24 protein-coding genes and 1 pseudogene are annotated in these 24364 nt (G+C 61.4%); 9 read left to right on the forward strand and 16 right to left on the reverse strand.

Translation table 11 applies throughout. The features are described from left to right. Positions 1 to 125: 125 nt before the first annotated feature. Both speD and MLC59_RS00790 read right to left on the reverse strand, forming a co-directional pair. Complete coding sequence (speD, locus tag MLC59_RS00785; protein WP_248230103.1) at positions 126 to 917, reverse strand: adenosylmethionine decarboxylase; 792 nt, start codon at positions 915 to 917, stop codon at positions 126 to 128. Positions 918 to 1171: 254 nt separating this feature from the next. Next, positions 1172 to 1591 carry an OsmC family protein gene (locus tag MLC59_RS00790; protein WP_248230104.1) on the reverse strand — a complete coding sequence of 140 codons (420 nt, stop codon included), beginning with the start codon at positions 1589 to 1591 and terminating at the stop codon, positions 1172 to 1174. Between the two features lie 289 nt (positions 1592 to 1880). Between MLC59_RS00790 and crp the strand changes: the two genes are divergently transcribed. Further along, positions 1881 to 2522 (forward strand): cAMP-activated global transcriptional regulator CRP, encoded by a 642-nt coding sequence (crp, locus tag MLC59_RS00795; RefSeq protein ID WP_091853186.1) that lies wholly within the window; start codon positions 1881 to 1883, stop codon positions 2520 to 2522. 83 nt (positions 2523 to 2605) lie between these two features. Continuing rightward, on the forward strand, positions 2606 to 3544 hold the full coding sequence (locus MLC59_RS00800) for an alpha/beta fold hydrolase (protein WP_248230105.1): 939 nt from the start codon (positions 2606 to 2608) through the stop codon (positions 3542 to 3544). 40 nt (positions 3545 to 3584) lie between these two features. On the opposite strand, the gene MLC59_RS00805 is transcribed toward MLC59_RS00800, so the two are convergent. The 3 genes from MLC59_RS00805 to MLC59_RS00815 all read right to left on the reverse strand — a co-directional run bounded on the left by MLC59_RS00805 (position 3585) and on the right by MLC59_RS00815 (position 5819). Then, positions 3585 to 4325, reverse strand: a complete 741-nt coding sequence (locus tag MLC59_RS00805) for a glutathione S-transferase family protein (protein ID WP_248230106.1) — start codon at positions 4323 to 4325, stop codon at positions 3585 to 3587. 8 nt (positions 4326 to 4333) lie between these two features. Then, positions 4334 to 4981: a substrate-binding periplasmic protein gene (locus MLC59_RS00810; RefSeq protein WP_248230107.1), complete on the reverse strand. Its 648-nt coding sequence runs from the start codon at positions 4979 to 4981 to the stop codon at positions 4334 to 4336. Between the two features lie 91 nt (positions 4982 to 5072). Then, complete coding sequence (locus MLC59_RS00815; RefSeq protein WP_248230108.1) at positions 5073 to 5819, reverse strand: pseudouridine synthase; 747 nt, start codon at positions 5817 to 5819, stop codon at positions 5073 to 5075. A 155-nt stretch (positions 5820 to 5974) separates the two neighbouring features. Here MLC59_RS00815 and MLC59_RS00820 point away from each other — a divergent pair. From MLC59_RS00820 to MLC59_RS00845, 6 genes and pseudogenes are all read left to right on the forward strand, one after another. Continuing rightward, positions 5975 to 6970, forward strand: a pseudogene (locus MLC59_RS00820) (tryptophan--tRNA ligase); the annotation flags it as partial. A gap of 258 nt (positions 6971 to 7228) precedes the next feature. Next, positions 7229 to 9373: a methyl-accepting chemotaxis protein gene (locus MLC59_RS00825; protein ID WP_248230109.1), complete on the forward strand. Its 2145-nt coding sequence runs from the start codon at positions 7229 to 7231 to the stop codon at positions 9371 to 9373. A 68-nt stretch (positions 9374 to 9441) separates the two neighbouring features. Next, positions 9442 to 10539: a M14 family zinc carboxypeptidase gene (locus MLC59_RS00830; RefSeq protein ID WP_248230110.1), complete on the forward strand. Its 1098-nt coding sequence runs from the start codon at positions 9442 to 9444 to the stop codon at positions 10537 to 10539. A 25-nt stretch (positions 10540 to 10564) separates the two neighbouring features. Next, complete coding sequence (locus MLC59_RS00835) at positions 10565 to 11329, forward strand: alpha/beta fold hydrolase (protein WP_248230111.1); 765 nt, start codon at positions 10565 to 10567, stop codon at positions 11327 to 11329. A 109-nt stretch (positions 11330 to 11438) separates the two neighbouring features. Then, positions 11439 to 12056 (forward strand): glutathione S-transferase family protein, encoded by a 618-nt coding sequence (locus tag MLC59_RS00840; RefSeq protein WP_248230112.1) that lies wholly within the window; start codon positions 11439 to 11441, stop codon positions 12054 to 12056. Between the two features lie 4 nt (positions 12057 to 12060). Then, entirely contained in the window at positions 12061 to 12669 is a 609-nt protein-coding gene (locus tag MLC59_RS00845) for a DUF4202 domain-containing protein (protein ID WP_248230113.1), read from the forward strand. A gap of 25 nt (positions 12670 to 12694) precedes the next feature. Here the strand turns inward: MLC59_RS00845 and trpC are convergent, their stop codons facing one another. The 6 genes from trpC to rpe all read right to left on the reverse strand — a co-directional run bounded on the left by trpC (position 12695) and on the right by rpe (position 18725). After that, positions 12695 to 13507 carry an indole-3-glycerol phosphate synthase TrpC gene (trpC, locus tag MLC59_RS00850; protein ID WP_248230114.1) on the reverse strand — a complete coding sequence of 271 codons (813 nt, stop codon included), beginning with the start codon at positions 13505 to 13507 and terminating at the stop codon, positions 12695 to 12697. Between the two features lie 13 nt (positions 13508 to 13520). Next, positions 13521 to 14552, reverse strand: coding sequence for an anthranilate phosphoribosyltransferase (gene trpD / locus MLC59_RS00855; protein ID WP_248230115.1), 1032 nt, complete (start codon positions 14550 to 14552; stop codon positions 13521 to 13523). Between the two features lie 488 nt (positions 14553 to 15040). Further along, positions 15041 to 15619: an anthranilate synthase component II gene (locus MLC59_RS00860; RefSeq protein ID WP_248230116.1), complete on the reverse strand. Its 579-nt coding sequence runs from the start codon at positions 15617 to 15619 to the stop codon at positions 15041 to 15043. Between the two features lie 16 nt (positions 15620 to 15635). Next, the gene (gene trpE / locus MLC59_RS00865; RefSeq protein ID WP_248230117.1) at positions 15636 to 17123 is read right to left on the reverse strand and encodes an anthranilate synthase component I; all 1488 of its coding nucleotides are present in this window, start codon (positions 17121 to 17123) and stop codon (positions 15636 to 15638) included. A gap of 230 nt (positions 17124 to 17353) precedes the next feature. Next, positions 17354 to 18043: a phosphoglycolate phosphatase gene (locus MLC59_RS00870; RefSeq protein WP_248230118.1), complete on the reverse strand. Its 690-nt coding sequence runs from the start codon at positions 18041 to 18043 to the stop codon at positions 17354 to 17356. 7 nt (positions 18044 to 18050) lie between these two features. Further along, positions 18051 to 18725 (reverse strand): ribulose-phosphate 3-epimerase, encoded by a 675-nt coding sequence (gene rpe, locus MLC59_RS00875; RefSeq protein WP_248230120.1) that lies wholly within the window; start codon positions 18723 to 18725, stop codon positions 18051 to 18053. Positions 18726 to 18892: 167 nt separating this feature from the next. On the opposite strand from rpe, the gene MLC59_RS00880 reads away from it, so the two are divergent. Continuing rightward, entirely contained in the window at positions 18893 to 19849 is a 957-nt protein-coding gene (locus MLC59_RS00880) for a DUF3530 family protein (protein WP_248230122.1), read from the forward strand. A 4-nt stretch (positions 19850 to 19853) separates the two neighbouring features. Here MLC59_RS00880 and MLC59_RS00885 read toward each other — a convergent pair whose 3' ends face one another. The 5 genes from MLC59_RS00885 to MLC59_RS00905 form a co-directional block, all read right to left on the reverse strand. Further along, positions 19854 to 20849: a sensor domain-containing diguanylate cyclase gene (locus MLC59_RS00885; RefSeq protein ID WP_248230123.1), complete on the reverse strand. Its 996-nt coding sequence runs from the start codon at positions 20847 to 20849 to the stop codon at positions 19854 to 19856. 3 nt (positions 20850 to 20852) lie between these two features. Then, positions 20853 to 21680: an alpha/beta fold hydrolase gene (locus MLC59_RS00890; protein ID WP_248230125.1), complete on the reverse strand. Its 828-nt coding sequence runs from the start codon at positions 21678 to 21680 to the stop codon at positions 20853 to 20855. A gap of 117 nt (positions 21681 to 21797) precedes the next feature. Then, entirely contained in the window at positions 21798 to 22547 is a 750-nt protein-coding gene (locus MLC59_RS00895) for a DnaJ domain-containing protein (protein WP_248230126.1), read from the reverse strand. A gap of 7 nt (positions 22548 to 22554) precedes the next feature. Further along, on the reverse strand, positions 22555 to 23235 hold the full coding sequence (gene murU / locus MLC59_RS00900; protein ID WP_248230127.1) for an N-acetylmuramate alpha-1-phosphate uridylyltransferase MurU: 681 nt from the start codon (positions 23233 to 23235) through the stop codon (positions 22555 to 22557). Continuing rightward, positions 23232 to 24284: an aminoglycoside phosphotransferase family protein gene (locus MLC59_RS00905; RefSeq protein WP_248230128.1), complete on the reverse strand. Its 1053-nt coding sequence runs from the start codon at positions 24282 to 24284 to the stop codon at positions 23232 to 23234. The genes murU and MLC59_RS00905 overlap by 4 nt, the downstream gene beginning before the upstream one ends. Positions 24285 to 24364 lie beyond the last annotated feature (80 nt).

The following is a 24364-nucleotide window of genomic DNA, read 5'->3' on the forward strand; positions in this document are numbered from 1 at the left end:
TTAAAGAAGGTTAGCGGCGGGGAAGAAACCGGAAAATTCCGGCCCCGGTGTTCAGTAAAACTGAACAAGGCCTCTTTATACCCGAAACCCGGGTGCCGGGGCCGGCCCGTCGGTCGGGCGTGCTGTTACTGGACGTTGCGGGAGTAAAAGATTTCCAGCATTTCCCGCTTCAGCCGTTCCTCGATGGAAGCGGCCTCTTCCGGGTCCAGGTCGCTGGCGTTGACGCCGAACACGTAGTTATCGAGGTCGAAGTTCTTGAGCATCATCTTGGTGTGGAACAGGTTTTCCTGGTACACGTTGACGTCAATCATCTGGTACGAGTTCTGGGTATCCTCGGTCAGGTAGTTCTGGATCGAGTTGATGTCGTGGTCAATGTAGTGCTTGGTGCCGTCGACGTCCCGGGTGAAGCCCCGTACACGGTAGTCGACGGTGACCACGTCGGAGTCGAAGCTGTGAATCAGGTAGTTCAGTACCTTCAGCGGCGAGATCAGGCCACAGGTGGACACATCGATGTCCGCCCGGAAGGTGCTGATGCCCTCGTGGGGATGGCTTTCCGGATAGGTATGTACCGTGACGTGGCTCTTGTCCAGGTGGGCAACGATCGCGTCTGGCAGCGGGCCTGGCGATTCCTCATTGTCGGGCTCGTCACCAGTGAGCTCGTGTTCGGCGATCAGCATGGTGACCGAGGCGCCGTGAGGCTCATAGTCCTGGCGGGCAATATTCAGGATGTTGGCGCCGATGATCTTTACCACATCGGTGAGGATCTGGGTCAGGCGCTCGGCGTTGTACATCTCGTCGATGTAGTCGATATAGGCTTCACGCTGCTCTTCGGTCTGCGCATAACAGATATCGTAGATGTTGAAGCTCAGGGATTTGGTCAGGTTGTTGAAGCCGTGCAGCTGGAGTTTGGATTCCATGTTCAGCCCCTCCGGAGAATGGAGATGGTTAGGTACAGACTCGTCCATCAACCACGGATGGTCCGGTCTGCCGAGGCCGCCACCGATTACTGACCATTTTCTGAGCGCAGACCGGCGGAGAAGGGTGCGTATTATGCACACCGCCTCTCCGGTTGAATAGCCTTTCGAACCACATTTTAGCAGGGCAGGACGGCCTGTCAGATGCCGCTCATCCCCAAATCACGGTGCAGGGTATTGGCATCCTTCCGGTCCGGTTATGCAGGACGGACCTCGTAGCTGTGGGTGATCTCGACACCGGCCTTTTCAAGCATAATGGAGGCGGAACAGTACTTTTCTGCCGACAGGCTGACCGCCCGCTTGACCATGTTGTCCTTGAGATTGTTGCCGGTCACCACGAAATGCAGGTGGATCTTCGTGAAAACCGATGGCACCGCGTCAGCCCGCTCTGCTTCCAGCTCGGCGTGGCAGGCCGTGACGTCCTGGCGGCTCTTCTGCAATATGCTCATCACATCAAAGGAAGAGCATCCGCCGAGCCCCATCAGCAGCATTTCCATGGGGCGTGGCCCGAGGTTCTCGCCACCGTGGTCCGGCGGTCCGTCCATTTGTACTTCGTGGCCGCTACCGCTGGCAGCTTTGAAGCTGGCCTTGCCTGTCCAGTCTATGGTTGCTTTCATTGGAATAATCCTTTGGTCTGAACTCTGGCCCGAAATGCTAGCACAAAGCCGTAAAAACCTGTGAGATGGTTCGCTATTGAGACGTGCGTTATGGACGACTTTGTGACTCGGGCTTAACATCATGAGTCGTAGTCGCATTTCGTCTACAAAAGCGACATACCAAGCAGGATTTGGGCGGAGTACCCTCGCCAGAGGTTCCCCTGTGAACAATAAAACAGCTGCAGGAGAGCGGCTTCATAAACGACAAGCGTCCATGGACGGTGACACCTGAGGAGGCACGACACTTACCATGGCTACCATCGTTCGGCCCGTTGAGCAGAAAACCAAGCACCTGGACTACTTCCTGTCCCAGTGCCATCGCCGTCGCTACCCGGCGAAGAGCACGATCATCTATGCCGGTGACAAGAGCGACTCCCTCTTTTTCATCGTTAAAGGTTCTGTCACCGTTATCATCGAAGATGAAGACGGTCGTGAAATGATCATGGCCTACCTGAACTCCGGGGACTTCTTCGGGGAGATGGGACTGTTCGACAACATGGATTCCCGCAGCGCCTGGGTGAAAGCCAAGACGGAATGCGAGGTGGCGGAAATCAGCTACACCAAGTTCCGGGAAATCGCCCAGCAGGATCCGCGGGTGCTCTATTTTATCGGCGAGCAGATGGCGACCCGGTTGCGTCAGACCACCCGCAAGGTGGGTGACCTGGCCTTTCTGGATGTTACCGGTCGCGTGGCCAGGACCCTGCTCGACCTGTGCAAGGAGCCCGATGCCATGACCCATCCGGACGGCATGCAGATCAAGATCACCCGCCAGGAAATTGGTCGCATCGTTGGTTGTTCCCGTGAGATGGTGGGGCGGGTACTGAAAACCCTGGAAGAGCAGGGCCTGGTTCAGGTCAAGGGCAAGACCATGGTGGTCTACGGAACCCGGTAACCGGGTGCTTTGCTTCCTGCCTGGCTTCACCGGGCGGGAAGCTGCCCCAGCCCGCCAGGCGGACTGAAAAATACGAGGATTGTATGACACACAGCCGGCTGGCGCGGTTGGCAGTGCTGCTCGGGGCGGTGCTGCTGACCGGATGTTCCCGTTATGATCTCTACGAGTGGCTGATCGCCGAAGAGCGCGAAAAAGCGGGTCTGGAACTGGCGGAAGCTACCCTGGGGGAGCTCTCCGTAACCTACCTCAGTCGTGGCTCGCCATCTGACGCCCGGGCCCTGGTGATGGTCCATGGCTTCGCCGCGAACAAGGACAACTGGGTCCGTATGGCGGCCCACCTTCCGGAAGACTACTACCTGGTTATCCCCGACCTGCCCGGGCACGGCGACAGTAGCACCGCCGGGCCAGAGGCCTATACCGTCGAGTCCCAGGCGGCCACGTTAGTTCAGCTGATGGACGAGCTCGGCCTGGACCGGGTGGATATGGCGGGTAACTCCATGGGCGGTGGCATTACGGCCTATTTCGCCAGCCGGTATCCGGACAGGGTAGACACCATTGCCCTGTTTGATCCTGCCGGTTCAACCCGGTATCCATCCGAACTGGACGAAGCCCTGGCCGAAGGCCATAACCCGCTGGTGGTTCGTGAGCCGGGTGATTTCGACAAGTTGATGGACTTCGTGATGGAGCAGCCACCCTTCGCGCCCTGGCCTGTCACGGCCGTCATGGAAGAGCAGGCCATGGCCCGGCAGTCCATTAACGACCAGATCTTTGAAGCGATCCTGTCGTCCGGTGAGCAGCTGGACCTGTCAGGCATTCTGCCGGCTATCAAAGCGCCCACCCTGATTGTGTGGGGCAAGCAGGACCGGGTACTGGCCCCGGAGAACGCTGAAGTGTTTGCCGCTGGCATAGAAGACAGCTTGGTGGTCCTGCTTGATGGGGTGGGCCATGTGCCGATGCTGGAGGTCCCTGAGCAGTCAGCACAGTTATGGCACCAGTTTCTCCAGCGTCACCCGGAGAAATGATTCACAGCGCCTTCGGCGGCACTGAAGGAGTGCCGCCGTATCAGTGATGGGTCCGATAGCACTCGGCAACGGGCTCCAGCAGGGCGCCCCTTTGTTGGTGCCATTCCTTCAGCCCCGGCGGCAGTCGACCGGGTTTGGGCCAGGGTACCGGGTACTCTGGTGGCATGAACAGCGGCGCAAACAGGGCCCCGGCGGTAATATCCGCCCGGCTGAAGCTGGCACCCGCCAGGTATTGTCCGTCCCGGTAGATCCCGTTGATTTCTTCCAGCAGGTTTTCGATGGTGGCTTGCGCGCGGGCAGCGGTTTTTTCGTTGATGTTCATCATTTCCCGCATGGCTTCGTCCACGCGGCTGAAGCCAAGTCTCAGCAAATACTGGTTCCAGAACGCCGTTTTTGCCGTCAGCAGGGGTGCCACCACCTTCGGTCGCTGCAGCAGGTGATGGTAGGCAAAGGTGCGAACTGCCGGGCCTGCTTCGTCGTCCAGGCGTTCCTCCCAGGCCCGCGCCGCCGCCTGCCCATTAGTGTCCTGGGGAAGCAAGGGCTTATCGGGAAATGCGCTGTCCAGGTGATCGAGGATCTTATTTGAACCCTGGATAGCCATGCCGCTGTCCACGAGCACGGGTACCGACGTTTTTCCCTGCCCGGTCAGCCCGCAAACGGTCTTGCCGTGCATGCCGGGCAACAGGAACTCGGGCTCGTAGGCGATGCCCTTGTAGTCCAGGGCCCAGCGGACTTTTTCGGAATAGTGGGAGATGGCGAACTGGTAGAGTTTCAGGGGCATGGCCGGGCTCACTCCTCGCTGGTGTAGCGACGCTGGATTCGATCAAAGGTACCGTTGTCCCTGAGGCGGGCCAGTGCCGCCTGCAGGTCGTCCCTGTGCGCCATAACGGGAGATTTCCGGGATATGGCAATATAGGACGTTTGACCTGAAAGGGTGAAGGGTGAAACCCGGAGCCGGTCAGAGACGGTGGCTGCCGAGTGGCGACCGACCAGTTCCGGGGCCACTACGACATCGAGCCGACCAGCCTCCAGCATACGCATCAGCATGGGGTAGCTGATTCCCGGCTCACGGATAAGGGATGGGTCTTTGTCGAAGTCGGCGTTATAGGTGCTGCCCCGAAGTACCTCGATCACCTTGCCCTTGAGGTCAGCGTAGCGGGTGATGCGGTTTTCCGGGTGCACGTAGAAGAAGTGCTTTGGCTCTGGCGGGAAGGCGGCGATGGAAAAATCCAGGTAGCCAATTCGCTTTTCTGTAGGCAGTGCCCCGAGCATGATGTCCGCTTCGCCCGACTCCAGCATCCACAGCACCCGGCGAAAGGGCACCGCCTGGTACTCGATTTCCCAGCCCAACTGGTCCGCGAGCGCATTGAAAACATCGATGTAGAAACCACGGGCTTCGCCATCATCCAGGATCCGGTAAGGCGGTGAGTGATTCACGCCGACGGTTACCTTCGTGGCGTTCGCCAAAGGGCTCAGCAGGCATAACAGGAGTACAGGGATCAGTCGATGCATGGCGCTCGGCATTGGTTTATATGGCATTGAGCATAGCAGACTCTGTCCAGCTGAACTGCTCACCAACGCGGAGGAATGCCTCGGGCAAGGGCGCTGTCAGGCGTAGCCACTGACCGGTGACCGGGTGCGATAACTGCAGGTGGCTGGCGTGGAGGTACAGGCGGCTTTCGCCAAACGCCTCTGCAAAGGCCCGGTTGTGGGGGCCCTTGCCGTAGCTGCTGTCGCCGATAATCGGGTGGCTGATGTGTTTGAGGTGACGACGTAGCTGGTGTCGCCGGCCGGTGGCGGGCCGACAGCGCACCATGGCGTAGCGGCTGGTGGGGTATCGCCGGTCCACGGCCCAGTCCACCGTTGCGCGGGCCAGTCGGTGGTAAAGGGTCAGGGCCGGCTGGGGTTCGGCATCCGTATTGCGCCGGGAGCCCAGGTCATCCTTCACCGTCAGGGCGTGGCGGATAATTCCCCCCAGGGGCGGATGGCCGCGAACAATCGCCAGGTAGTCCTTGCGTACCCGCTGCTCCTGGAAGGCCATGGCCAGCTCACGTGCGCCGTCCCGGTCCAGGGCGAACACCAGCAAGCCGGAGGTGGGGCGGTCCAGGCGGTGGGCCGGCCACACCCACTGTCCCAGCTGGTCCCTCAGGATCATCATGGCAGAGCGGGTTTCCCGGCGGTCGATCTCGCTGGGATGGACCAGCAGGTTGGCGGGCTTGTCCACGACAACCATGTGGTCGTCCTGGTAGATCAGTGGCAGGGTTTCCTGGGGCATGGGTCAGTTAAAACGTATCGAAGGCTGGTGTCGACATCATACCCTGTTCGAGGGGGTGCACTCACTAATCCGTTTGCCGGCCGGCGTTCCATTGGGTATGGTTCTGCTTTCTTTTTAACCTCGTTTTTTATCCCATCCGGAATAGCGCGATCATCATGAGCAAGACACGAGTACTGACCGGTATCACCACCACGGGCATCCCCCACCTGGGCAACTACGCCGGCGCCATTCGTCCGGCGATCCGCGCCAGCGAGCAAGGCCAGAGTGAATCCTTTCTTTTCCTGGCGGACTACCACGCCCTGATCAAGTGCCAGGAGCCCGCCCGGGTGCAGGAATCGGTCCGCGCTATTGCCGCTACCTGGCTGGCCTGTGGCCTGGATCCGGAAAAGGTGACCTTCTACCGTCAGACCGATGTTCCTGAAATCACCGAACTTAACTGGGTGCTGACCACCGTCACCGCCAAGGGCCTGATGAACCGGGCCCATGCCTACAAGGCGGCGGTGCAGGAAAACGAGGAGAATGAGGGCGCGGATCCTGATCGCGGCATTACCATGGGGCTGTTCTGCTACCCGATCCTGATGGCGGCGGACATCCTGATGTTCAACGGCGAGAAAATCCCCGTGGGCCGTGACCAGACCCAGCATATTGAAATGGCCCGGGATATTGCCCAGCGCTTCAATTACCTGTTCGGAGAAACCTTCACCCTGCCGGAAGCGGTAATCGAAGAAGCTTCCATGGTGCTGCCGGGTCTGGACGGTCGCAAGATGTCCAAGAGCTACAACAACACCATCCCGCTGTTTGAAGGCGAAAAGAAACTGCGCAAGGCTATCAACAAGATCAAGACCAACCTGCTGGAACCCGGCGAGCCCAAGGACCCGGATACCAGCGCGGTGTTTTCCATCTATTCCGCGTTTGCCAGCCAGGAGCAAGCGGCCGCCATGCGCCAGGAGTTTGCCAACGGTATTGCCTGGGGCGAGGCCAAGAAACAGCTGTTCGAGCTCCTCAATGACGAACTGGCGCCCATGCGGGAGACCTACAATACCCTGATGGACGACCCGGCCCAGCTGGATCGTATCCTGCAGCAGGGCGCCGAAAAGGCCCGGGACTACGCCACCCCGTTGATGGCTGATGTGCGCCGCAAGGTGGGTATTGGTCCCATTGCCGGATAATGTTGCGAACATTAATGGTGCGCTTTTCGGCTTGGCGCACCGGAGTTGTGCGCTTTAACATTGTTTTGCTTTTTACTTGCTGAAAAATAACGAATTATTGGGCGCGGAAGTTGCATCGGTGATGTCGGTTGCGGCGCTTTGTGTGCCGCCGTGGTGACCGGTGTCAGGCTGCCTGTGGGAGATTTACCATGCGGGCGCCTGCCACCGGTTGGAGTCGACATCACCGGAACATCACGCACTATGATCCTTAACAGCAATAGTATGCCCCTCTCGGGCAGCGAAAAGCGCTGGCTTCCGTGGCTTGGGGCCAACGGCAAGCTTTCGCTTGCCTGGTCCTGTTTTTTGAACCGCTCCCTCTACCGCACCAACGAACAGATTTTCGAGAACACTGCTCGCACACGAGTGGCCTTGCTAAACGGCTGGGCAGAGAGCAAATGGGCGTTTCTGGAAGGGTTGGAACAGCGCCTCAGCGGCCTCATGCCGACGGAGGTTCCAGAAGTTCTGGCACAGGCCCGTAGACGCCTCAGGGAGATTGCCGAGCTGTGTGTTGTTGACGATCAGGGGAGGGTGCTGGCCTCCACTGTGCCCTCCCGTAATGGCGCCCGGGACCTTCCATCGGATGCGGTACGCCGTGGTCTCTCTGATCGCTTTCTTCATGGACCATACAAGGACCCGGTGACGCGGCAACTGGGTCCAACCACGTCCCGTTTTCATGACGACGTTACCCTGATGTTTTACCAGCCGGTCACCCTTGCCAGCGGCCAGCCAGCAGCGGTCTGTGCCCGCATTCCCAACGATGTGATGGGTGACCTCATCCAGCGGGAGGCCGGACATGTATTCGAGGAGTCTGGTGACAACTACATCTTCATGCATGAAAGTCGCTTCGATCCTTCGATTGAGGCCGGCACGGCGTTGTCCCGCTCCCGTTTCGAAGATGCCACCTTCAGTCACGGTGATAACTTGAAAGACGGTATCCGGACCGGGTTTGGTACCCTGCGGATCCACGAACACACGGAATTCGAGATCCGTTTTACTGACCCGGCCACCCGGCAACTGCATCCGGGAGTGCGGGAAACCATGGCCCGGGGCGAAAACCTCTTTGTGAAATACCCCGGTTACTCGGATTACCGGCACATTCCGGTCATAGGCAAGGGCGTTACCTTTAGTCTGCCCGGGTCCCCGGACCGTTGGGGGATGATGTGCGAAGCTGACCTGGAGGAAGTTTACCGGCGTCGATCCGTAGAATATCAGCTGACAGTCCAGGTGGGCGTGCTGTTGCTGGTGCTCTGGGCTGTGAACCTCGGGCTTGCCGCTAGTGGTGTCTCCCTGACCATTGACACAATGCTGAACGGATTGGCGGTGCTCGGCGGTCTGACGCTCTTTAGGTTGGGTATGGCGCGTCCACTTTCCCGCCGGCTGGGTCGATTGGCAGATGTCGTCCGTGGGATTGCTGAAGGCGGCGGTAACCTCAGCCAGCGGGTGGACCTGGAGCAGATGCGGAGGGACGAAACCGGGGATCTGGCCCGCTGGATGAACAGCTTTATCGACAGCCTGGATGGAATGGTAGGACAGGTCATCGAGCTGGCCGACAACTCGGGCCAGGCCAGTGACGAGCTGCTGACCCAGAACCGTGCAGCCGGTGACCGGATAATGTCAGTGTTACAGGAGATCGACGCGATGCTGGAGGGTGCCCAGAGCCAGCAGCGTGAGATCGACTCCGCCTCCAGCACGGCCCACAGTATGCGATCAGCCATGGAGGAAGTGGTCGCCAACGCCCGGGAACGTCTGTCCCGGGTCACCCGGGAAACGGAAACCGTGAGACAGGTTATCAGTGATTCCGCACTGAGCATCCAGGCCGCTAATGATCGTACCAGTGAGATCGTGGAGATGGCGGAAATCATCGATGAAATCGCGGACCAGACCAACTTGCTGGCCCTGAACGCTGCCATTGAGGCTGCACGCGCGGGAGAGCACGGGCGTGGTTTTTCCGTAGTGGCGGACGAGGTACGCAAGCTGGCACACCGTACGACGGAAGCCACCCGCGAGATTGGCGAACGCCTGGCCAGTGTCCAGGCGGATACCCGACAGGCGGTACAGACCATGGAGCGGGGTATGGCTGATATGGATGAGCGCCTGCGTCATGTGGAGTCTGCTGCGGAAGACAACTCAGGCCTCACCGAGATTGTAGATAGCCTGTTCTCAACTATTGATGTGGTGGCGAAAACCAGTGAATCCCAAAGCCGGCGCACCTCAAGGGTTGGCCAGGGTGCGCGGGACATGAGTTCGGTCATAGGGCAACTCAGGGGCAAGGCCGAACTGACTGGCCAGGCTTCCCGCAAACTGCAGGCTCTGACTGACCAGTTCCAGGTGACCGGGACGGGCTGACGCGGGCTGTCACCCGTTTGACGCATTGCCCTGGTATGTTCAGGGGATTCTGGACGCCGGGGTGAACATTGGCAGAACTCAAGCAACAGACCTGCCATCGGGAGGTTGCCGAAGAAAAGGCTCGTCGCAGTACCGGCCAGCGTCATTGTCTCCGTACGTTTCTGCCGGAGCTGGTGGAGCTGGAAAGAACGCTGGCCGACGCGCCAGCTGCTGTCTGTACGCGGGTTATTGAACGGATCGCGGTGAAGGACCTGGCGCTCCCGGTTTACCGTGTTGATATAGGGGCGGCCGGGCCAGATAAACCGGTCGTGCTGATGGTTGGCGGCGTTCATGGTCTCGAAAGAATCGGTAGCCAGGTCGTCACGGCCTGGCTGGGCAGTCTGGCCGAACGTATGCGATGGGACGATCACTTCAATGAGTTGTTGGAGAAGGTCCGGATAGTTGTCCTTCCGATCCTCAACCCCGGTGGCATGTTCCTGAACCAGAGGGCCAATCCCTCTGGCGTGGACCTGATGCGCAATGCGCCGATCACCGCCCAGGGGGAAAGTACCTTCCTGCTGGGAGGCCAGAGGTTGTCACCGAGGCTCCCCTGGTATACCGGTGAGCCGGAGCAGGGTATGGAGCCGGAGTGCGAGGCCCTCAAGGCGGTCATCGACGAAATGCTCCCGGGCCGGCCGTTCAGTCTGGCCCTGGACTGCCACTCAGGTTTCGGCTGGCAGGACCAGATCTGGTTCCCCTACGCCTACCGTCGTCGTCCCATGCGCCGAATCGATTCGGTAATGGCACTGAAGCTGCTCTGGGAGCAGGCCTACCCCAACCACCGCTATGTCTTCGAGCCCCAGTCGGCCCATTACCTGACCCACGGCGATCTCTGGGATTACTTCTACAAGCAGGTGAATCGCCAGGGCGCCGGCACCTTCATTCCCCTGACCCTCGAGATGGGTTCCTGGCGCTGGTTGCGCAAGCGTCCCCGGCAACTGTTCCGTATGGAGGGCTTCTTCAATCCGCTGGTGCCCCACCGCCACCAGCGAGTGCTTCGCAGTCACCTGTTGCTGATGGACTTCCTCCTTCATGCTGCGGTCAGTCACGATAACTGGCTGCCAACCGGGGATCAGGCCCGGGTGCTGCGGGAGGCTGCGTTGACCCACTGGTACCGGGAAGCCTGAGGCTATGCCGGCAGAAGGCGATCCCGTGAACTGGATCCTGTTGCGGGGGCTGACCCGCGAGAAAGGGCACTGGGGGGATTTCCGGGAGCGGCTGGCAGAGGCTTTCCCGCAACAACGCTTTCACGTGATCGATCTGCCCGGCACCGGGGAATATTTCCGAGAGGTGTCCCCTTCAACTATCGCCGATATTCGCCAGAAGGTGCAGGCTTGCGCTGCACCGATCGCGGGCCCCGTCGGTCTGCTTGGCCTGTCCATGGGCGGGATGGTGGCCCTGGACTGGGCGCAGGCCGAACCGGAGCGTGTAGCGCGGCTGGTGCTGATCAATACCAGTACCGGATTCAGTCCGCCGTGGCAGCGTATGAGGCCCGCCGCCCTCGGTAAAGCGCTGGGGGTGATGGTCAGGCGAACTCCGGCTGTGCGGGAGCGGGGTATACTAGCCTTGACCTCCAATCGGCCAGTAACGCCGGAGGTTAAAGAAAACTGGCTCGCTATCCAGCAACGCCGGCCGGTGACCTTCCGAAACGCCGTCGCCCAGCTCCGGGCTGCCGCCAGCTACCGTCCTTCCTCCGCGGCGCCCGCGGCCCGGGCACTTCTGCTGGCCAGTGCCGGCGACCGCATTGTGCACTGGCACTGCAGCCGTATCCTCGCCCGGCGCTGGCAATGGCCCCTGGCGGTCCACCCGGATGCGGGGCACGACCTGGTGCTGGACGATCCGCAATGGGTCGTTTCTCGACTGGAGGCTTTCGCGTTTGGGAACCAAGCGCCTGCGCCAGACGTTTCCGTGCCTTGACGGTTCTGCGCGAACAGGCCAATCTGTCGCAGACTACTGACTCTGCGCTGGTGGCAAGGAAGCCGGAGCGTCGTGACCATCCATAACAACAGTCGAGGTGTACTCACCCATGAAGATTTTCGAGACGAAAACGGCCCCCAATCCCCGTCGTGTGCGTATGTTCCTGGCCGAGAAGGGCCTGCTGGACAAGGTGGAATTTGTAGAACTGGACCTGCAGAAAGGGGAGAACCTGACCCCGGAATTCCAGGCCATGAACCCCATGAAGAAGGTGCCGGTAATGCAGCTGGATGACGGCAACTGCATTGCGGAAACCATGTCCATCTGTCTCTATTTCGAGGAACAGTATCCGGACACCACGCCCCTGATGGGCACCACGCCGCTGGAGAAGGCGCAGCTGGACCAGTGGCAGCGGTGGCTGGACTACTACTTCTTCGTACCTACCGGTATGTGCTTCCAGCATAGCACTGGCTACTTCAAGGACCGAATGAACCCGATTCCCGAGTGGGGCGAGGAGGCTGGCAAGCAGGCAGCGAGCTTTATGGACTTCCTGGACCGGCACCTGGAAGGGCGCAAGTTTATCTATGGTGATAGCATTACCGCCGCCGATATCACCGCCCTGTGCGTGCTGGATTTCGCGAAGGTGGTCAAGATCCGTATCAGCCCGGAGCAGAAGAACCTGCAGGCCTGGTACGACCATATGAAGGAACGTCCCTCTGCAAAGGCCTGATGCCATGACAAAGGAAGCTGCCCTGACTTGCGCGCTCGGTACCATCGACAGCGCCAACCGCCAGGATCCGAACATGGAACGTGTGGACGGCCAGGTATTGCCACGGGAATACGCCTACAGCCTGCATATGACCCGCTGGCTGTTTGCCCTGGAGGCACAGCCGTCCGAGCGCATGCAGATCGCCTGCCGGGCCCAGCATATCGAACGCTGGACCCGGCCCCGGGCGGATTTTCCGGAAGGGCGCAAGGGGTATTATCAATGGCGCCAGGCTTGCGGCCGGTTTCACGGCGAGCGGGCCGCGGAGATCATGGCACAGTGTGGTTATCCGGAAGCGGAGTGCCAGCGGGTTGCCACTATCCTGACCAAGCGGGAGTTGCGTAGTGACCCTGATACGCAGCTATTGGAGGACGTGGCCTGCATGGTGTTCCTGGAGCGCTATTTTGCGGATTTCTACGAAGATAACCCGGACTTCGACAAGGAAAAGTGGCTGCGTATTGTGCGCCGCACCTGGGACAAGATGAGCCCCCGGGCCCATGAGGCAGCGCTGCAGCTGGCCGGCACCATGCCGGCCCACTTGCAGGCGGTTTTGAACGAAGCACTTGAGGGGGCCTGAAGGCCCCCGGACTTCCCTCAAAGCATCAGTCGAACAATTCCCTCAGCTTTTCGCCAGGCTCTGGCGCCCGCATGAACGATTCACCCACCAGGAAGCCGTAGATTTCCCGCTCAGTCATGGCGGTAACGTCCTCCCGCGTGAGGATGCCACTTTCGGTGATGGTCAGGCGGTCTGACGGAATGCGCTGATGCAGGTCGAAGGTGGTGTCCAGTGATACGTCGAAGGTGTGCAGGTTGCGATTGTTGATGCCCACCAGCGGTGTGTTCAGGGTGAGGGCGTCGCCCATCTCCTCGCCATCATGGACTTCCACCAGCACGTCCAGTCCGATTTCGTGGGCAATGCCCTCGAGTTCCTGCATCTGGTCCTTGGTCAGGCAGGCGGCAATCAGCAGGATGCAGTCGGCGCCGATGGCCCGGCTTTCGTATACCTGGTAGGGCGCTACCATGAAGTCCTTGCGGATCACGGGCAGGCTGCAGGCGGCCCGGGCTGCTTTCAGATAGTCCTCGTGCCCCTGGAAGAAGTCATGGTCGGTGAGAATCGACAGGCAGGTGGCGCCGCCTTCCTCATAGCTTTCGGCGATGGCGGGCGGGTCAAACGGGTCCCGCAGGATGCCCTTGCTGGGGGATGCCTTCTTGATCTCGGCGATCACGGCGGGCCTGCGCTGGCCTGTCCGGTCGGCCATGGCCCGGGCAAAGCCCCGCGCCTCCGGCTGGTCGCTGGCCATGGCCTTGAGGTCTGCCAGGGGGGCGGTGCGTTTGCGTTCGTCGATTTCTTCCCACTTGCGGTCCACGATCTTGCGGAGGATGGTGGGGGTCCGGTCGTTGTGTCGGTCAGTCATGGTGTCAGGCTGCTCAGTCAAAACAGTGTGAAAAGTCAGCCAGCTCGGACATCTTGCCGGCGGCCAGTCCGCTGCCCATGGCGTCCAGCGCCATGTCTACGCCCATCTTCGGTGTTGTTGCCAGCCCGGCGACGTAGATGGCTGCGCCGGCATTGAGGGCAATGATGTCCCTGGCCTTTTCGGCCATTTCCTCATGGCCCCGGCCGAAGGCGGCGTGGATCAGTTTCAGGGAGTCTTCGGAGGTGTCTACGGTGAGGCCGACGAGGCTCTGACTCTTGATGCCCAGGTCTTCCGGGTTAATGTCGTATTCCCGGATTTCGCCGTCTTTGAGTTCGGCAACATGGGTTGAGGATGCCAGGCTGATTTCGTCGAGGCCGTCCTTTGAGCAGACGACCATGATGTGTTCGCTGCCCAGTTTCTGGAGCACTTCCGCCATGGGGCGGCACAGGGCGGGGGTGAACACGCCCAGCAGTTGGCGTTTGACGCCAGCGGGGTTGGTCATGGGGCCAAGGATGTTGAATATGGTCCGGCATCCCAGTTCCTTGCGGGGGCCGATGGCGTGTTTCATGGCGCCGTGGTGGCTGGGGGCGAACATGAAGCCGACTCCGATCTGTTCCACGCAGCGGGCGACCTGTTCCGGGGTCATGTTGAGGTTGATGCCGGCCTTTTCGATGAGGTCGGCACTGCCGCTTTTGGAGGATACGGCCCGGTTGCCGTGCTTGGCGACGTAACCGCCGGCGGCGGCTACGACGAAGGCGGATGCGGAGGAGACGTTGAACAGGTTGGCACCGTCGCCGCCGGTGCCGACGATGTCGACCAGGGGTTCGGCATTGATCTGGACGCCGGTGGCCAGTTCTCGCATGACTTCGGTGGCGCCGGTGATTTCGTCGATGGTTTCGCTCTTGATGCGCAGGCCCATCAGGAAGGCGCCGATCTGGGCGTCGGTGGCCTCACCGTTCATGACAATGCGCATGACCGCTTTCATTTCTTCCCGGCTCAGGTCCAGGTTGGAGGCGATTCGGTTCAGGGCTTCTTTCATGTCCATGGTTTGGTGGGCCTCGTTTTGGTTTTCTCTTTGACGTTGGGCTGCGTAGATTATGGGTGCCTGGTCTGCTTGGGAGGTGTCCTTTTGGGGAACCGCGCGACCAGTGCTACCGAAGTGATTGCTGACTTCGGTGCCGGGCCGGTGGGTGCAGGGGGCATTTTCTCCGCCGCAATTCAGGGGCCATCCATGGCGCCCGCCTTGCTCCGCGCCATCCATCGCGCTGCTGCGAAAATGCCCCCTGCACCCCCCGTCCTGTGAGCAACTGTGATAACGCTACGTTTACCACTATTTACGGTAAGGGGCCTGACCTGCGTACTTGTTTGCGGCTTGCACAGAGGACGGGGTGGGGGATTATTTTTCAGGACCGTCGGCAGCCATGGATGGCTGCCGTCGAGCCCCACATGGACGTGCTCGTGGGCGTGTCCAGAAAAATGATACCGCTCCCCGGCCGGTACCCGATCCATGGCAATCAGCCAAAAGGCCTGATTCTAAGACCGCAAAAAGTTCCGCAAAAGCTCATGCCCTTCCTCAGTCATAATCGACTCAGGATGGAACTGCACCCCCTCAATGGGCAATGTTTTGTGCCGAATGCCCATGATCTCCTCAACGGAGCCATCCTCGTTGCGGGTCCAGGCGGTTACCTCCAGGCAGTCCGGCAGGGTTTCCTTCTCGATGACCAGGCTGTGATATCGCGTTGCCTGTAACGGATTACTCAATCCGCGAAACACACCGATGTCAGAGTGGTAAACCGGCGACACCTTACCGTGCATCACCTGGCCGGCGCGCACAATATTCCCGCCATAGACCTGCCCGATGGCCTGGTGGCCCAGGCAGATGCCGAGAATTGGCAGTTTGCCCGCAAAGTGGCGGATCGCCGCCATGGAAATACCCGCTTCGTTGGGTGTACAGGGGCCAGGGGAAATCACCAGGCGCTCCGGGCTCAGGGCCTCGATTTCATCCACCGTAATCTCGTCATTGCGGTGAACCTGGACGTCCGCCCCCAACTCTGCCAGGTACTGCACCACGTTGTAGGTGAAGGAGTCGTAGTTGTCGATCATCAGCAGCATGATTGTCTCCCCCGCCTCAGTGGTCGTAGTCGTTGTAGGTCATGGCAACGGCCCGGAAAATCGCGCGGCCCTTGTTCATGGTTTCTTTCCACTCCAGGCGGGGAACCGAGTCTGCCACGATGCCGGCGCCGGCCTGGATGTGCAGGGTCTTGTCCTTGATGACCGCGGTGCGAATGGCGATGGCGGTGTCCATGTTGCCGTTGAACGACAGGTAGCCGACAGCGCCGCCGTAGACGCCCCGTTTGACCGGTTCCAGCTCATCGATAATCTCCATGGCCCGGATCTTGGGGGCGCCGCTCAGGGTGCCGGCGGGCAGGGTGGCCCGCAGCACGTCGAGGCAGGAGGTGTCCTTCTTCAGGCGCCCGGTGACGTTGGAGACGATGTGCATCACGTGGGAGTAGCGCTCCACGATCATCTTGTCGGTCAGTTTGACCGTGCCGGTCTCGGACACGCGGCCGGCGTCGTTGCGGCCCAGGTCGATGAGCATGAGATGCTCGGCGATCTCTTTCGGGTCTGCCAGCAGTTCCTTCTCCAGTGCCCTGTCCTCGGCGTCGGTGGCGCCGCGCTTGCGGGTGCCGGCGATGGGCCGGACTGTGACTTCGTCGTCTTCCACCCGAGCCAGGATTTCGGGAGATGAGCCCACGATGTGGAAGTCATCCAGGTCGAGGAAGTACATGTAGGGCGACGGGTTGAGCACCCGCAGCGACCGGTACAGGTTCAGCGGAGGCGCTTCGAAGGGGATGGTCATGCGCTGGGAAATCACCGTCTGCATGACGTCGCCGTCGAGCACATAGCCCTTGATGCGGTCCACCGCTTCCTCGAACCGGTCCTGGGTGAAGCCGGAGATGAAGTCGCTCTCATCCACCGCCTTGCCGCGCAGGTGTTCCGGTGTGCGTGGGGCGTTGGCGGTCTGGCGGTGGAGCCGTGCCTCCAGCTCGTCGATGCGGGCCAGGGCCCGGTCGTAGGCGCCGGGTTCATTGGGGTTTACATGGACAATCAGGTGCAACTTGCCCCGCAGGTTGTCGAACACGACGATTTCGTCCGACACCATCAGCAGGATATCCGGCGTGCCGATCTTGTCGGTGGGGCAGGTGTTGCGCAGGCGCTTTTCGATATAGCGTACGGTGTCGTAACCGAAATAACCCACCAAGCCACCGTTGAAACGGGGCAGGTCGTCCAGGTCCGGGGCGTTGAAGCGGGCCTGGTATTCTTCCACGAAGGTGAGCGGGTCCTCACGCTTGGTTTCCTCGATCACCTGGCCGTCACGGGTCACGGTGATGTTGTCGCCGTATACCTTCAGCACTTCCCGGCAAGGCAGGCCGATGATGGAATAACGGCCCCATTTCTCGCCACCCTGAACGGATTCGAACAGATAGGAATACGGGCCACTGGCCAGCTTGAGGTAGGTGCTGAGTGGTGTGTCCAGGTCAGCGAGTACTTCGCGGTACACGGGAATACGGTTGAAGCCGGCCTCGGCCAGCCGGTCGAACTGTTCGGGTGTCATGGTAACGTCCTGAAATCTGATCTGCGGTTGCTGGCCGGCTCACCCGGGCAGCAGCGTTTTTATTGTGGCGCGCAGGTCGGTTGCGTCGCCAGGCTTGTCAGCCGGTACGCCATCGCCACCATCGTGTTGCGCGGGTCGTCAGTACCCCGCGTGATGCAGTCAGATTCAGTCCCTGCACGGCAGGAATCTCCCGAATGAAAGGGGTGGGTTTGCAACAAACTCTCCAGAGGTTACAAAAGCTCCGTCAGCGAATCAACAACTACCTCGGCGCCGAGTTCGTCTACCGGGGGGCCATAGTTGTAACCATAGCGGACCAGGACGGCTGGCAGGCCGGCGTTGCGGGCGGCTTCGGCATCGGCCCGGGAGTCACCGATCATCACGGTTGTACCCGGGGTTCCGCCCAGGGTGCGCATGGCCAGCAGCAACGGCTCGGCATCGGGTTTTTTCACTGGCAAGGTGTCGCCGCCAATGATCATCTCGAACCAGTGCTCAAGCCCCATGCGCTCCAGCAAGGGGCGAACAAAGCGCTCGGGTTTGTTGGTGACGACCGCCATGCGGCAGTCGGTATCCTGGAGTCGCTGCAGGCAGGCTTCGACACCGTCGAAAACCGTGGAGTGACTGCCGTTCAATACCTCGTAGGACTGGAAGAACTGCTCGCTGGCATCCCGGAACAGGGCGTCGTCGATAGGTTCTGCGTTCTCCCAGTCCACGCGGCCTGTCAGTGCGCGGCGCACCAGTACCTGGGCGCCATTGCCCACCCACTGGCGCACCTGCCCGGGACCGGCTGCCGGGCGACCGAGCCGGGTCAGCATGTCATCGATGGCGGCCGCCAGGTCTGGCGCACTGTCTACCAGCGTGCCGTCCAGGTCGAACAGGGCCACGCCGGGCCACAGGGAGGTGAAGCGTCGTCTGGGTTCCACGGTGTGTTTATCCTGCCTTGGCGATTTCGGCGCGCATGGCGTCGATGGTCGCCTTGTAGTCGTCGGTATTGAAGATGGCCGAGCCGGCTACGAAGGTGTCGGCGCCGGCCTGGGCAATCTCGCCGATGTTGTCGGCTTTTACGCCGCCGTCGATTTCCAGGCGGATCTCGCGACCACTGTCGTCAATGCGCTTGCGGGCCTCGCGCAACTTGTCGAGGGTGCCGGGAATGAACTTCTGACCCCCGAAGCCCGGGTTGACGGACATCAGCAGCACCATGTCCACCTTGTCCATTACGTAGTCCAGGTAGCTCAGGGGCGTGGCCGGGTTGAACACCAGCCCGGCCTTGCAGCCACCGTCGCGGATCAGTTGCAGGGACCGGTCAATGTGGTTGCTGGCCTCCGGGTGAAAGGTGATGTAGCTGGCGCCGGCATCGATAAACATGCGGATCAGGTCGTCCACCGGCGAGACCATCAGGTGGACATCGATGGGTGCCGTTACCCCGTGCTTGCGCAGGGCCTCACACACCATGGGACCGATAGTGAGGTTGGGCACGTAGTGATTGTCCATGACATCAAAGTGAACAACGTCGGCGCCGGCGGCCAGGACGTTGTCGACTTCCTCTCCCAGGCGGGCGAAGTCAGCGGAGAGAATGGACGGTGCAATCAGTGCGGGCTGTTTCATGATGGTCTCGTCAAACGGCTGTATCGGTCGTGGAAGAGGCATCCGGCTCCCTGTGGTAAAATTTCCCGGCGCCCAGGCGTCTGCCCGGCGGGTACTGGGGTAGTCCGGTTGAAATCGGACGTTATTCTAACAGCTCTGAATGGGGAATGTCCGTGGCCTCTGCGGGAATGCATAATCTCGATATCACTCGCTGGCTGGCGGTGGTGATGACGTTGGTCCTTGTTTTGATCAACCCCGCCACGGCGCAGGATGCGGCTCCGGGCGGTGATGCCGGGGCCGCCGGGCAGGATGCCGGAGACGGTGAGTCGAAGGAGGGCTCAGGCAAGCCGTCGGTTGAGCGTTACTTCATCCGCTCTGCCGGTGACTCGGGCATGCTGGCACAGCGTTACCCCCACCTGGCGGTATGGCTTGAACCGGACGGTGCGCCCCGGGCGCTGGCGCTGGTGGAGCGGGAGGTCACCGAGGCGGCGAAAGGCGCGGTGGTGCTCCTGGCAGACGAGGGCCAGACGGCAAACCACGCCTTGCTCGCTGGATTGCGTAGCCGTCTGACAGAAGCTGGCTGGGCGGCCCTGTCACTGGGTAACAGCCAGGTCAGCCCCGGCCTGCAGCTTGCCAGGCAGCGGGCAGGGGAAGCCGGGTCGAGGTCGGGCCAGGATAGTTCCGATGAAGGCGAGCCGGTGATGATTGATGTGAATGACCAGGCCGCCGAGGATCTTCTGAAGGCCCATCGGGATGAAGTGAATGCCCGCCTGGACGCTGCCGTTGCCTGGCTGCAGGAGCGGGATTACTCACAGGTGGTATTGGTCGGGGTTGGCCGCGGCGCGCTGGCGGTCAATGGTTACCTGCCCCGGGCGCCAGCAGCGGTGTCACGGGTCGCGTGGATTGCGCCGGATTTTGGCAGCCAGGCACCGGGTGAGCTGGTATCCGCCCTTGAGGGCAAGGTAGTTCGGTTGCTGGATATGTATCCTTCCCGCTCCTCGGCCGGGCCGGGTCGGCGGGCGGCCTTCCGCCGGGCAGGGATGAACGGCTACGAGGCCCTGCCGGTGCCATTGGCAGGTGGTGAGTCGGGCCGGCATGCGGCAGCGATCGCCAGTCGCCTTGCGGGTTGGGCTGGCGGAGACTGAGACCCTACCGGGGGGCCGGAGCCGCTGCCTTGCGGAGCCTGTTGCGGCCATCGGCCTTGGCCTGGTAAAGGGCGCTGTCGGCGCGGACAAACACATCGCTGACGTCCTCCGCCGGGACGGCTTCTGCGACGCCACTACTGACCGTGACCGGTGTCGGCGTGTCAGTCATGGCAGCGATGCGCTCCCGCAGCCGCTCGCCCACAACGACAGCCTCTTCCAGTTCAGTGTCGGGCATAATAACGACAAACTCTTCCCCGCCGATCCGTGCCGCTACATCAATTTCCCGAATGTTGTCCTTCAGAGTGGTAGCGACGGCCTGGAGTACCGCGTCTCCAACCGGGTGGCCATGGGTATCGTTAACCTGCTTGAAGTGGTCGACGTCCATCAGCACCAGGGATACCGGTGTCTGGTTGCGTTCCAGCACGGCGAGCTGGTGGCTGAGGGTCTGTTCGAATACCCGCCGGTTGGCCAGGCCGGTCAGGCTGTCGGTGGTTGCCATGTGCTCGAGTTTGCAGTTCAGTGCCAGCAGCTCGTCCTGTTTTTCCTGCAGCGACTGCCGGGCCAGCTCCAGTTCCGCATAGGCCTTTTCCTGTTCTGCTACGGCCTGTTCCGCCATTTGCCGGGCCGACAAAAGCTGCTCTTCAAAGACGTGGCGTTTGTGTATGGCCATAACGGAAAGGTCGTAGCGGGTTTTTCCACCGGCGCCTTCAGTGACGTCGCCGTTAATCAGCATTGGCATGTCGGCACCGTGGCGGCTGCGCAGTCGCAGGTAGACCTCACTGGCGTGGCCGTGGTGCTGCAGCAGGGGCAGCAGGCTGGTCAGATAGAACATCCGTGCGGCCGGGGAAAGCAGCTGGTCGATGCGCATACCGGGTAGCTTGCGGGGCTCGTACTCCAACCAGTGGGCCAGGGTGCCATTGGCCCAGGTTATGATGCCGTCCTGCTGAAGGCTGAGCAGTCCACAGGGAAGCCGGTTGATATCGGGCGGGGCCTGCGGCATGGCTCAGTCTTTCGCCGCTTCGCTGGCATGGTCGGTGCGAAGGGCCGCCCGGATACCTGTCACCACGGCCCCGGGGTTGCTCATGTGGGGGTAGTGGCCTGTCGCACCGAGGCGCGTGGTGCGACAGGCCGGAAGGTGGTCGCCAAGGTAGGCAACCACCTCTGGCGGTACGATCACGTCCTGCTCGGTGTAGAGGATGTCCACCGGTACCGGTACTGATGGCAGTAAATGTCTGACATCACTGAGAAAGGTGGCTTCGGCAAATTTGCGGGAAATCACCGGGTCGGCTGCGGCAAAGCTTTGGCGCAGTTTGTCTGCCAGTTCCGGGCGGTGGCTGTTGGCCATGGCCAGTGGCGAAAGGTAGCCGGCCCATTCGAAATAGTTGTGTTCCATCATGTCCAGCAGGTCGAGGATGTCACGCTCCTCAAAACCGCCATGGTAGTCCGGCGGATCGTTGATGTAGCGCGGTGACGGGCCGATGGCAATGATCTGTCGGAAATGGTGGGGCGCTTTTCGCGACGCCAGCATGGCGATGGTCCCGGATACCGAATGCCCGACCAGTGTCACGGGGTCGCTGCTGCTGGCCGCAAGCACCTCGACCAGGTCTTCCGCGTAGCCGTGCAGGGAGGAGTGACGGCTCCGGTCCCAGGCGCCGAGGTCGGACTGGCCACAGCCGGTGATGTCAAACAGTACAAGGCGAAAATCAGGCGCAAGGGCTTCCGCGACGGGTTGCCAGATCTGGTGGTCGCAGCCGAAACCGTGAGCCAGTACCAGGGTATGATCGCCCTCGCCGAGGGTTTGCACGTGGTTGCGCCGGATAACGTCTTGCATAGTGGTTCCGGGGGAGGTCACCTTTTGAGATATGTGTCACGTTTTCGGAGAGAGTCTGGCCGGGGGCTGTGAAAAACGCCAGTATCGATACGTTATGTTTTGTGACATTCCCGGTGCTTAGCGGGTCAGCCGTTCCCGGCGCTTGACCACCTCCCAGGCTTGCTGCAGCCGCAGCAGCTGGTCCCGGGCGTGGGCCTGTTCTGCCGGTGTAAGATCGTCCCGGAGTTTGTCCGGATGGTAGCGGGAGACTTCCCGGCGATAGCATTGTTTCATATGGAAGAAGCTGTCGCCGGCCTCGACGCCGAGGATGTGATAGGCGTCCCGCAGGGTTTCCGGTTTGGGTGGCGCAGGGGCAATCCACACCTCCTGGCGGTAAACCCTGAAAATCCGGTCCATGGCCGTCAGGGGCAGGCCCAGCTGATAAAAGCCGTCTTCGCAGCGATAGCGACGGGGTTTTTCGGGGGCGCCGAACAGCTGGGCGCCATGACAAAGACAGAGCCCTATCAGCAGGCTGGTGCGCTGGGGCCAGGGGCCCTGCAAGCGGAAGCCTGCGAGCATCAGGCCGGACAGCTCGGCACTGTCACGGCCCTGGTGGAAACGCCGGATCGCCTTGCGGCGTTGTCCGGGCGCAAGGGCCAGGCCGGTCATCAGTTGTTCGGCAAAGCCGATGTCTTTCTCGGTGACACGGCCGTCGGCTCTGGCCAGGTAGCCAAGGCAGTAAAAGAGCGCGTTGCGGGCACCGCGACCGACCCGGTGGCGGCTGACAAGTTCGCCCGGCCGGTGGCGGCAGGCGACGAAACCGGCCAGCAGTTCGTCCAGCAGGGCCTCGGTGCGCGGTGGCAGGGTTTGGGGGGCGCGTCCGCTCATGGTGCCGTCAGGATTGTCTGGTTCGGGTGAGCAGTTGGTCCAGCTCGGCCAGCCGCAGTGATGTGCCAATGTCCATCCACTGCCCGCGGTGGTGCAGACCGAACACCTCTCCCCGGGCCATCGCCTCGCGGAGTACCGGCGCCAGCTTGCGGGATCCGGGGGGCAAGCCCTCGAATAACGAACTGTGCAGCAGGCTGATGCCGGTGAAAGTCAGGCGGTTGCTGCCGGTTGCCTGCACCTGGCCGCTGGCCTCCAGGGCGAAATCTCCCTCCGGGTTGTGGGGTGGGTTGTCGGTCAGCACCAGCATCGCGATACCCTGCCGGGGAGGCCTGAGCTGCCGGAGGTCCAGGTCATGCCAGATATCGCCGTTGATCACTGCGAACCAGCCCTCGTCCGACTGCAGCAGGGGCAGGGCCTGTATGATGCCGCCGGCGGTTTCCAGGGGCTCGCCTTCCCGGGACCAGGCGATGGATACGCCGTATTCTTCGCCACTGCCCAGTGCGGACTCCAGCTGTTCGCCGAGCCAGGCATGGTTAATCACCAGTTCCCGGAAGCCGGCGGATCTGAGTTTGCGGATATGGTGAACGATCAGCGGCTCGCCGCCGGCCTGCAGCAGCGGTTTGGGGGTCGTCAGCGTCAGCGGACGCATGCGCTCCCCCTTGCCGGCAGCCAGGATCATGGCCTTCACAGTCGGGGGCCTGCGCCGGGGGTGGCAGGGCTGGTGCCCAGTTTGTGGTGGATAGCCGGCACCACTTCGTCGGTCAGCCACTGGTGGAAGTGGCGCAGCGCGGGCAGCGGGCGGCTGGCTTCGACCAGGTAGTTGACCGTGCGCGGGATATCCGCGAGGTAGCCGCTCTTGCCATCCCGCAGGTAGAGGCGCGCAAAGATGCCCGCGGCTTTCAGGTGGCGCTGCATGCCCATCAATTCAAACCACTGGCGGAAGGTGTCGCTGTCGGCCTGGTGAAGGCCGGCTTCCCGGGTCAGTATCCGGAAGTCTTCCAGCCAGCCGTTGCGGCGTGCTGGCGCCCATTCGATATAACAATCCTTGAGCAGGGATACGATATCGTAGGTGATGGGGCCCTCAACGGCATCCTGGAAGTCAATAACTCCCGGAACCGGGGTGTCAGGACGCACCAGCAGGTTGCGGGAGTGATAGTCCCGGTGAACCGGCACCCGGGGCTGGGCCAGCGCGCTTTCTTTCAGGAAGGCAAAGGTGGTTTCCAGCATGCACCGCTCGCCATCGGCCAGCTCCATCTGCAGCAGGCCTTCCAGCAGCCAGTCCGGGAACAGGTTCATCTCGCGGTCGAGCAGGGCTTCGTCATAGGATGGCAGGGGGTAGTCGCCTCCCACCGGTACCTGCTGGATGCGGACCAGCTCTGCCATGGCCTCGCTGTAGAGTTCATCGGCGGTAACGCCGTTGAGGCGTCCGAGCATCAGCCGGTCGCCAAAGTCCTCCAGTAACAGAAAGCCCTGCTCCAGGTCCTCGGCGTAAACTTCGGGTACCGAAATGCCGTGCAGGCGCCAGTGCCGTGCCAGGGCAACGAAGGGGTGACAGTTTTCGTGGTCCGGGGGCGCATCCATCACGATGGCGGTCATGCCCTTGCCGGCCCCGGATTTGCCTTTGGCCCGGAAATAGCGACGGAAGCTGGCATCGCCACTCACTGGCGTCAGGTGGGCGCGGTCAAAGCCCGGGTGTCGGTGAACCCAGGTGGTGAGTTTTTCCAGGCGAATGTCCATGTTGTCGGTGCCCTTTGATCAGGTTGAACGGTATCCGGCTTGCCGGGGTGAGGCGGTGCGGATCACCCGGATCCATGGAA

Source organism: Marinobacter bryozoorum (assembly GCF_023156245.1).
Lineage (GTDB): Bacteria > Pseudomonadota > Gammaproteobacteria > Pseudomonadales > Oleiphilaceae > Marinobacter > Marinobacter bryozoorum.

Excerpts from the sequence above, each read along its gene's own strand:
- speD (WP_248230103.1), bottom strand. The coding sequence starts at position 917 with ATGGAATCCAAACTCCAGCTGCACGGCTTCAACAACCTGACCAAATCC.
- MLC59_RS00790 (WP_248230104.1), bottom strand. The coding sequence starts at position 1,591 with ATGAAAGCAACCATAGACTGGACAGGCAAGGCCAGCTTCAAAGCTGCC.
- crp (WP_091853186.1), top strand. The coding sequence starts at position 1,881 with ATGGCTACCATCGTTCGGCCCGTTGAGCAGAAAACCAAGCACCTGGAC.
- MLC59_RS00800 (WP_248230105.1), top strand. The coding sequence starts at position 2,606 with ATGACACACAGCCGGCTGGCGCGGTTGGCAGTGCTGCTCGGGGCGGTG.
- MLC59_RS00805 (WP_248230106.1), bottom strand. The coding sequence starts at position 4,325 with ATGCCCCTGAAACTCTACCAGTTCGCCATCTCCCACTATTCCGAAAAA.
- MLC59_RS00815 (WP_248230108.1), bottom strand. The coding sequence starts at position 5,819 with ATGCCCCAGGAAACCCTGCCACTGATCTACCAGGACGACCACATGGTT.
- MLC59_RS00825 (WP_248230109.1), top strand. The coding sequence starts at position 7,229 with ATGATCCTTAACAGCAATAGTATGCCCCTCTCGGGCAGCGAAAAGCGC.
- MLC59_RS00840 (WP_248230112.1), top strand. The coding sequence starts at position 11,439 with ATGAAGATTTTCGAGACGAAAACGGCCCCCAATCCCCGTCGTGTGCGT.
- MLC59_RS00845 (WP_248230113.1), top strand. The coding sequence starts at position 12,061 with ATGACAAAGGAAGCTGCCCTGACTTGCGCGCTCGGTACCATCGACAGC.
- trpC (WP_248230114.1), bottom strand. The coding sequence starts at position 13,507 with ATGACTGACCGACACAACGACCGGACCCCCACCATCCTCCGCAAGATC.
- trpD (WP_248230115.1), bottom strand. The coding sequence starts at position 14,552 with ATGGACATGAAAGAAGCCCTGAACCGAATCGCCTCCAACCTGGACCTG.
- MLC59_RS00860 (WP_248230116.1), bottom strand. The coding sequence starts at position 15,619 with ATGCTGCTGATGATCGACAACTACGACTCCTTCACCTACAACGTGGTG.
- trpE (WP_248230117.1), bottom strand. The coding sequence starts at position 17,123 with ATGACACCCGAACAGTTCGACCGGCTGGCCGAGGCCGGCTTCAACCGT.
- rpe (WP_248230120.1), bottom strand. The coding sequence starts at position 18,725 with ATGAAACAGCCCGCACTGATTGCACCGTCCATTCTCTCCGCTGACTTC.
- MLC59_RS00880 (WP_248230122.1), top strand. The coding sequence starts at position 18,893 with ATGCATAATCTCGATATCACTCGCTGGCTGGCGGTGGTGATGACGTTG.
- MLC59_RS00885 (WP_248230123.1), bottom strand. The coding sequence starts at position 20,849 with ATGCCGCAGGCCCCGCCCGATATCAACCGGCTTCCCTGTGGACTGCTC.
- MLC59_RS00890 (WP_248230125.1), bottom strand. The coding sequence starts at position 21,680 with ATGCAAGACGTTATCCGGCGCAACCACGTGCAAACCCTCGGCGAGGGC.
- MLC59_RS00895 (WP_248230126.1), bottom strand. The coding sequence starts at position 22,547 with ATGAGCGGACGCGCCCCCCAAACCCTGCCACCGCGCACCGAGGCCCTG.
- MLC59_RS00905 (WP_248230128.1), bottom strand. The coding sequence starts at position 24,284 with ATGGACATTCGCCTGGAAAAACTCACCACCTGGGTTCACCGACACCCG.